We start from the raw sequence: 6,350 nt of genomic DNA on the forward strand, positions 1-6,350 counted from the left end.
GCGACGATCTGAATCGGTATTTTTGCAGTTCAAAACGTCAGCGCCATACCGCCGACAACTGGCGGCTGCGAGATGATCAGCGCATGAGCTTCCGCGGGTATGCCAGGCACGTTCGTGACCGTGATCTCCCATTCGGCAAGCGCTACCGAGCTCTGCGGGACGCAGTTGGCTGCTACTGTCCACTCGGATTTCACGGAACGTGGTCATATCTGAGCACAGCTGGTGACCTCAGGAACGACGAGACGGCACTGCTTCACTCGCTGGAGAAGCTGGAGGCCAGCCGCACGGTGTGGCTGCAGGAGGTGGCGTCGTTCGCAGATCGCCGCTGTGTCGCCAAGGCTCGGCACCACAGGACTCCCCGCCAGGCGGAGGTGCGATACCTGCTCGGGTGGAGATGGCCCGGCCCCGACGGTGAGCAGGCGATGCTCGGCGAGGTCGGACGGCTCTGGGCCACCCACCGCCGATCCCCCTTTCCCGACGTTCCAGCCGGTACCAAGGCAGACCTGGTCGAGCTGGACACGTGGCTGACCGGCTGCGTCTCCACCTATCTCGCGAATGACGGGGATCTTGACCAGGGTCGACGGAACGTCCTCACGAAGTGCCTGCCGGAGCTGCGCCGGCACGTTGCCCAACTGGGCTATCCGTGGCCCTTCCCCGAGGCGTTCGCATACTTCCGCCTCCTGCTGACGATGACCGAGCTGATCCACAACGACAAACCCCGGGAGGGCGGTGGGTAATCCGAGCTCCTCAGCGGGATCAGTCCGTGTCCGTGGCTGCCAGCACAGCGATGCGCCGAGCCCCCGGGGCAACAGAGACCAGCCCTATGTCCCACGCCACGCGCTCGAACCACTTCGTGGCGGCCCCGAAGCTGTACCAGTCGCATTCCTGGATGGTTCGCTCCGCTTCACCGACCGGTGCTGTCGTGGATGCTCCGGACAAGGAGGCGAGGGAACGCCAGGCGGCCAGCCGCCCATAAGCGCCGTAGACGCCGTTGTTGTACGCGCCACCGGTCGATGCCGCCGCGAAGAGCATGCGCCAGGCGTGTTCCGGTCGACAGGCGGAGAGGGCGAAGCGCATGCGCGGACCGACGCCGCTCAGGCACTCCAGCCCCAGTGCCGCCAACAAACCGGGAAGAATCTCCGCCTCAACTGGTTCCGCCAGTTCGTATATTCCGGCCTCGCTGCGGCCGTTGGACTCCTCCGCCCAGTTGGCCACCGCTGCGGTAGCAGCCTCGCTGAACTCCTCCGTTGTCGTCTCGGTCACTTGCGGCAGGAGCGTAACCCTGCCCAGCGCGACACCGGGGCCGTCCTGTGGCCCGTAAGGCATCGAATAACTGGCCCCACCCACTGAGTAGCTCGGCAGAGGCGGCGTCTCCTCGATCACCGACAGCTCCAGCGGCAGCCACGCGAGCGGATGATGGCGCCAGTGCGGTGAAGTCGCCCACGACTCGATCGCCGGCGACTCCGCGATCGTGACGCCCCTGAGCACCAACTCCTGCACGAGGCAGGCGCGAAGCTCCTCCGAGGCTGCCGCGCGTGAGCTGCCGCCGGCGAAGGGGATGGCCAGGTCCTTCGCGGTCTGGCCATCGGCGAGAAGGGAAGCCGTGTAGCGGGCCAGCCTCTGATTGCCGGGCGAGGCGGCCGACACGAGCCGCAACGCCTGCTCGACGTACTCCTGACCCGAGGTCGTGGTCAGCAGGCGGAGCAGACAGTCGAAAACACTGCGGTACTGCCAGACCTGAGCGGCGGAGGAACCGTATCGCTCGGCCAAGGCGATGCCGAGATCGGCCACGAACGCGACATCGCCTTGATCGAGCCTTCGCTCGGCCATGTCCCACACCTTGGTCACGCTCTTCAGGTCGGGCAGTCGCGTCACGATCTTCTGTATCCGGTCGCTCACGCCGTGAGCCTATGGGAGGGCTGGTCGGAGGGGCAGGTGACGGCGGTCGTGGAAAGCGGTTCTGATCCACTTGCTGTGGAGCCGTGACGTGCCGTCACCGATGCCTGGAAGGATGGGCGCTCGTGTGACTGCAGCGTTCTCTGGAGCGCCTTCTCCCACCTGTCCACGGTGGTGGTGGACGACGTCCTGGTGGACGACGAACTGGTGACCTTCTCGGTACGTACCGCGACGCGGCAGGCCGTGTGCCCGGGGTGCGGGACGGTGTCGGGCCGCGTCCACGGTGGATACCGCAGGCGCCTGGCCGACGTGGCGGTGTCCGGGCACCGGGCCGTGATCGACCTGCTCGTGCGCCGGTTCATATGCCCGGCCCAGGAATGCGATCGCCGGACGTTCGTGGAGCAGGTCGAGGGGCTAACCAAGCGGTTCGCCCGGCGCACGGCGTTGCTGCACCGGACGCTGGAGAAGATCACGCTGGCCCTCTCCGGGCGTCCGGGCGCCCGGCTGGCCGCGCACCTGTCGATCCCGACGAGCGCGAACTCGCTGCTCAGGCTGGTGCGGAAGCTCCCCGACGAGCCGGTCGGCACCGCGCCGCGCGTCCTGGGTGTCGATGATTTCGCCTTCAAGAAGGGCCACGTGTACGGGACGATCATCGTGGACATGGAGACGGGCGAGCGCGTGGGCGTGCTGCCCGACCGCACTGCGGAGACGCTGACCGCATGGCTGCGCTCGCATCCCGGGGCGGAGATTGTGTGCCGGGACCGGGCCAGCGCGTATGCCGAGGCCGTCCGCACCGCCTGTCCGGACGCGATCCAGGTCGCGGACCGGTTCCATATCTGGAAGAACGTGTGCGAGGCGGTCGAGAAGTGTGTCCTCACGCACCGCGCCTGCCTGGCCGAGATCCCGGAGCCGGAGCGGCCGGCAGTCCAGGAAGCGCAGGTCAGCGGCACAGCCCTGTCGGTACCACCGGCGCTGGAGGGCCTGCGCGCGGTCCAGCGCCGTGAGCGGCACGCAGCCGTCCACGCCCTGTTCGGCAAGGGAGTGGGGATATCCGCGATCGCCGAGGCACTGGGCTTGGACCGCAAGACGGTCCGCCGCTACGCGCACGCGGCCAGTCCCGAGGACCTGCCCGCCGGCACCGGCAAGCGTGAGAACCGGGTGCAGCCCTACCTCGGCTACCTGCACCAGCGCTGGAACGAGGGGTGCACCGACGCCGTCCGGCTCTGCGGGGAGATCCGCGGCAGGGGCTATCACGGCAGCGAGCGCACAGTCCGCCGCCACCTGCAGACCCTCCGCGGCAGCGGCCAACCGGCGCCGACCGTGGTCCAGGAACTGACCGCCCGCCAGGCGACAAGACTCCTGACCAGCCACCCCGACCACCTCGACGAGAACGGCACCCGCAGGCTGAAGGAACTGCTGGCCGCTGCCCGGAACTGGACAGCGTCGCGACCTGCGTGCGCACCTTCGCCGAGATGATGACCGAGCGGAGGGGGCATGACCTCGCCGACTGGCTCGGACGGGCCGAGTCCACGGGCTTCCCCTCTCTGACCAGCCTCGCCCGCGGGCTCCGCCAGGACTTCGACGCCGTCACCGCCGGCCTCACGATGGAGTGGAACTCCGGTCGAGTCGAGGGCAACGTAAACCGGGTGAAACGGGTCAAGAGGCACGGGTACGGACGCGTCGGCTTCGACCTACTCCGCCTGCAGATCCTCCACGCAGACTGATCGATATCGCAGCCAGTCACGACTCCACAGCAAGTGGACAGAACCGCTTGTCACGACCGCCGTCACCTGGGCAATTTCGTGATCGCCCACACGTAGCGGGCTCGCGGGCGCAGCGCCGGGAGAGGGTGACCCCTGCGGCTCCATGACTGTACGCCCGGGTGTTACCGCCCGGGAACACCCCCTTCCCCTGGCAGAAACCGTTTCCGTTCGCGGGAACGGCCGCGTTTCCGTCCCGCAACAGCCGCGCGGCCTTGCAGGCTTGGGCGTCGGGAAGCACTCGCAGGACGTTCGCGGGCCCGACGTGCCCGGGTTGTGAAAGGGGAGAACACATGAACCGCACGCTGCTGACCGTGCGGTCGGCACTGGTGTTCCTGCTCGCCCTCCTGGGCGGGATCGGGGCGGCCGCGCTGACCGCCTTGTCAGGGGCCGGGGCGGCCGAGGCCGTGCTGTGCGGAGCGGGGGCTTTCGGGGCGGCCGTTCCGTTCTTCAACAGCCTCATCGAGTGACGGGACGACACTTCAAGGGGAGGCAGGCGGTGCAGCGGGCGCCCGGTTGACCGAACGCGTGGCAGCCTGTGGTGCACAGGGCAGGGGAGGATGGGGAGAACAGGTGGGGAAACACGGTGCGGGCAGCGAGCAGGTGCCGTTCGGCGACGCGGAGGATCTGAAGGGCTTCAAATCCCTCGCGCCCGAGCTCTCACCGGAGGTCCGCGATCTCGCGTCCGCCCTGCGGGGGTTGTTCAAGGCCACGGGGAAGTCGCTGCGCCAGTTCGCCGTCTACCACCACCTCAGCGCGCCGTCGGTGTCCCGCTACCTCGCGGGCGAGCGCATTCCCGACAAGCAGTTCCTCGACATCCTGATGAAGTCGGCCTGCAAGACGCATGGATTGGAGGTCACCGCTGAGCTGCAGGGGCACATCTACCGGCGGCACCGTGAGGCCCTGCTGGCGGACCAGCCGCTCAGGTACCGCGAGCAGATGGCCAGCGACCGGCTGGAGGACGCGATCCTCCAGAAGGAGGAGGCGGAGCTGCAGATCCGCGACCTGCGGGCCGACGTCCGCGGCCAGCAGCGCAAGCTGCGCGAACTGGAGGTGTGCATCCAGCAGCTCGAAGCCGCGGGCGAACGCGACAGGCAGCGCAGCGGCGCGGAACTGGACTTGCACCGCAGGCAGAAGGCCGACTTTGAGGAGCAGTGCGCGCGGCTGCGCCAAACGATCGAGGAACTGAAGGCGGCTCTTGCGCAGGCGCGGCGGGAACGTGACAGCGCGCGGGAGAGGTGCACGGCGCTGGAGGCCGAACTCGCACAGCTGCACGAGCAGGAGGAACGCGAGGAACTGCAGCGGCAGGCCCGCGAAGAGCAGTGGCGCATGGCCAAGGCGGCACGTCTGGCCGAGCAGCACATGGCCGACCTCGACAGCGCCCACCAGGAGGCCGAACGGGTGCGGCTGGAAGCGGCCCGGGATGCCGCCGCCGAACGGGAGAAGGCCGAGGCGCAGGCTAAGGCGATCCTCGAAGACGCGGTTTCCCGCGTAAGGAAGGTGCGTCCCACGGTGGTACGCCGCTCGGCCGCGCTGCGCCAGTTACGGGACGCCGTACAGGACATGGCCCGCAGGCAGGTGCCGGACCTGGCCTGGCGGCTGCCCGAAGCGGGGGTCAACGACATCCACACGGCGCTGAAGCCGGTCGGCATCCACGGCCGTGACGACATCGGCGAACTCGCCGCGGCGGTCAACGAGCTGCACCGCGAGGTGGTCCGCGTCATCGCGAACCAGGTGCAGTTCAGGTCGATGGCGCTCAACCTGTCACGCCGCAGCCAGGTCCTCCTCCACCACCAGCTCTCGCTGCTATCCGCGCTGGAGTCGCGCGAAACCGACCCGGACCACCTCTCCTCGCTGTACAAACTGGACCACCTGAGCACCCGCATGCGCCGCAATGGTGACAACCTGCTGGCCCTCGCCGGTGAGCAGCCCGTCCGCCGGTGGATCTCCCCGGTGCCGCTGGTCGACGTCCTGCGCGCCGCGGCCGCCGAGGTGGAGCAGTACGAGCGGATCGAGTTGTTCTCCGTGCCCTCGGCGGAGGTCACCGGCCGCATCGTCAGCGACCTGGTCCACCTGCTCGCCGAGCTGCTGGAGAACGCCACCGTCTTCTCCGCGCCGCACACCAAGGTCCGGGTCACCGGCCAATCAGTGCCTGACGGCCGGGTGCTGATCGAAATCCAGGACACCGGGCTGGGCCTGCTCTCCGAGCAACTGGCCGTCGTCAACCAGCGGCTGGCCAACCCGCCCACGGTGGACGTGGACGTCTCCGACTGCATGGGCCTGTTCATGGTCGGCCGGCTGTCCCTGCGGCACGGTATCCGCGTCCAGTTGCGCGGCGAGAACTCCGGCGGCACCACCGCGCTGGTCACGCTGCCCGTGGACACGCTGAATGGCGCGGGACCGGCCTCGGGCTCCGAGCAGATGAGCGGCGGGCCGCCGAAGCCGTGACGCGGGGTTCCCTCGCGTCGGTTCAGAGGGCGCGGCGGATCGGGTGTGCCAAGCCGGGGTCTGTGTAGCGAACGGTGGAACTCGGTTGGTTTTGTTCAGCGGCGTCCGGCGGTGAGCCGGCCGTCGAAGGTGATGTCGAAGGCTTGGAGCGCGGCCTTCCAGCGCATGGTCCAGCGTTTGCGTCCGGTGCCGGTGGGGTCCAGGCTCATGACGGCCAGGTAGACGCATTTGAGGGCGGCCTGCTCA

5 protein-coding genes and 2 pseudogenes are annotated in these 6,350 nt (G+C 68.6%); 5 read left to right on the top strand and 2 right to left on the bottom strand.

Translation table 11 applies throughout. The annotated features are described in order from the left end of the window. Positions 1-737, top strand: a pseudogene (locus tag K7G61_RS35505) (hypothetical protein); the annotation flags it as partial. Positions 738-756: 19 nt separating this feature from the next. Here the strand turns inward: K7G61_RS35505 and K7G61_RS35510 are convergent. Then, on the bottom strand, positions 757-1,899 hold the full coding sequence (locus tag K7G61_RS35510; RefSeq protein WP_225851281.1) for a DUF6183 family protein: 1,143 nt from the start codon (positions 1,897-1,899) through the stop codon (positions 757-759). A gap of 168 nt (positions 1,900-2,067) precedes the next feature. Here K7G61_RS35510 and K7G61_RS35515 point away from each other — a divergent pair, with 168 nt between their 5' ends. The 4 genes from K7G61_RS35515 to K7G61_RS37225 all read left to right on the top strand — a co-directional run bounded on the left by K7G61_RS35515 (position 2,068) and on the right by K7G61_RS37225 (position 6,104). Further along, positions 2,068-3,372, top strand: a complete 1,305-nt coding sequence (locus tag K7G61_RS35515) for an ISL3 family transposase (protein ID WP_225851282.1) — start codon at positions 2,068-2,070, stop codon at positions 3,370-3,372. Further along, positions 3,351-3,620, top strand: coding sequence for a transposase (locus K7G61_RS35520; RefSeq protein WP_225851283.1), 270 nt, complete (start codon positions 3,351-3,353; stop codon positions 3,618-3,620). The genes K7G61_RS35515 and K7G61_RS35520 overlap by 22 nt, the downstream gene beginning before the upstream one ends. Before the next feature lie 329 nt (positions 3,621-3,949). Continuing rightward, a complete protein-coding gene (locus tag K7G61_RS35525) occupies positions 3,950-4,126 on the top strand; it encodes a hypothetical protein (protein WP_225851284.1) in 177 nt (58 codons plus the stop codon). Positions 4,127-4,229: 103 nt separating this feature from the next. After that, complete coding sequence (locus tag K7G61_RS37225; RefSeq protein WP_225851285.1) at positions 4,230-6,104, top strand: ATP-binding protein; 1,875 nt, start codon at positions 4,230-4,232, stop codon at positions 6,102-6,104. A gap of 95 nt (positions 6,105-6,199) precedes the next feature. Here K7G61_RS37225 and K7G61_RS35535 read toward each other — a convergent pair. Continuing rightward, a pseudogene (locus K7G61_RS35535) lies at positions 6,200-6,350 on the bottom strand (IS256 family transposase); the annotation flags it as partial.

The organism is Streptomyces sp. HPF1205 (assembly GCF_020400825.1).
In the GTDB taxonomy this organism is placed as follows: domain Bacteria; phylum Actinomycetota; class Actinomycetes; order Streptomycetales; family Streptomycetaceae; genus Actinacidiphila.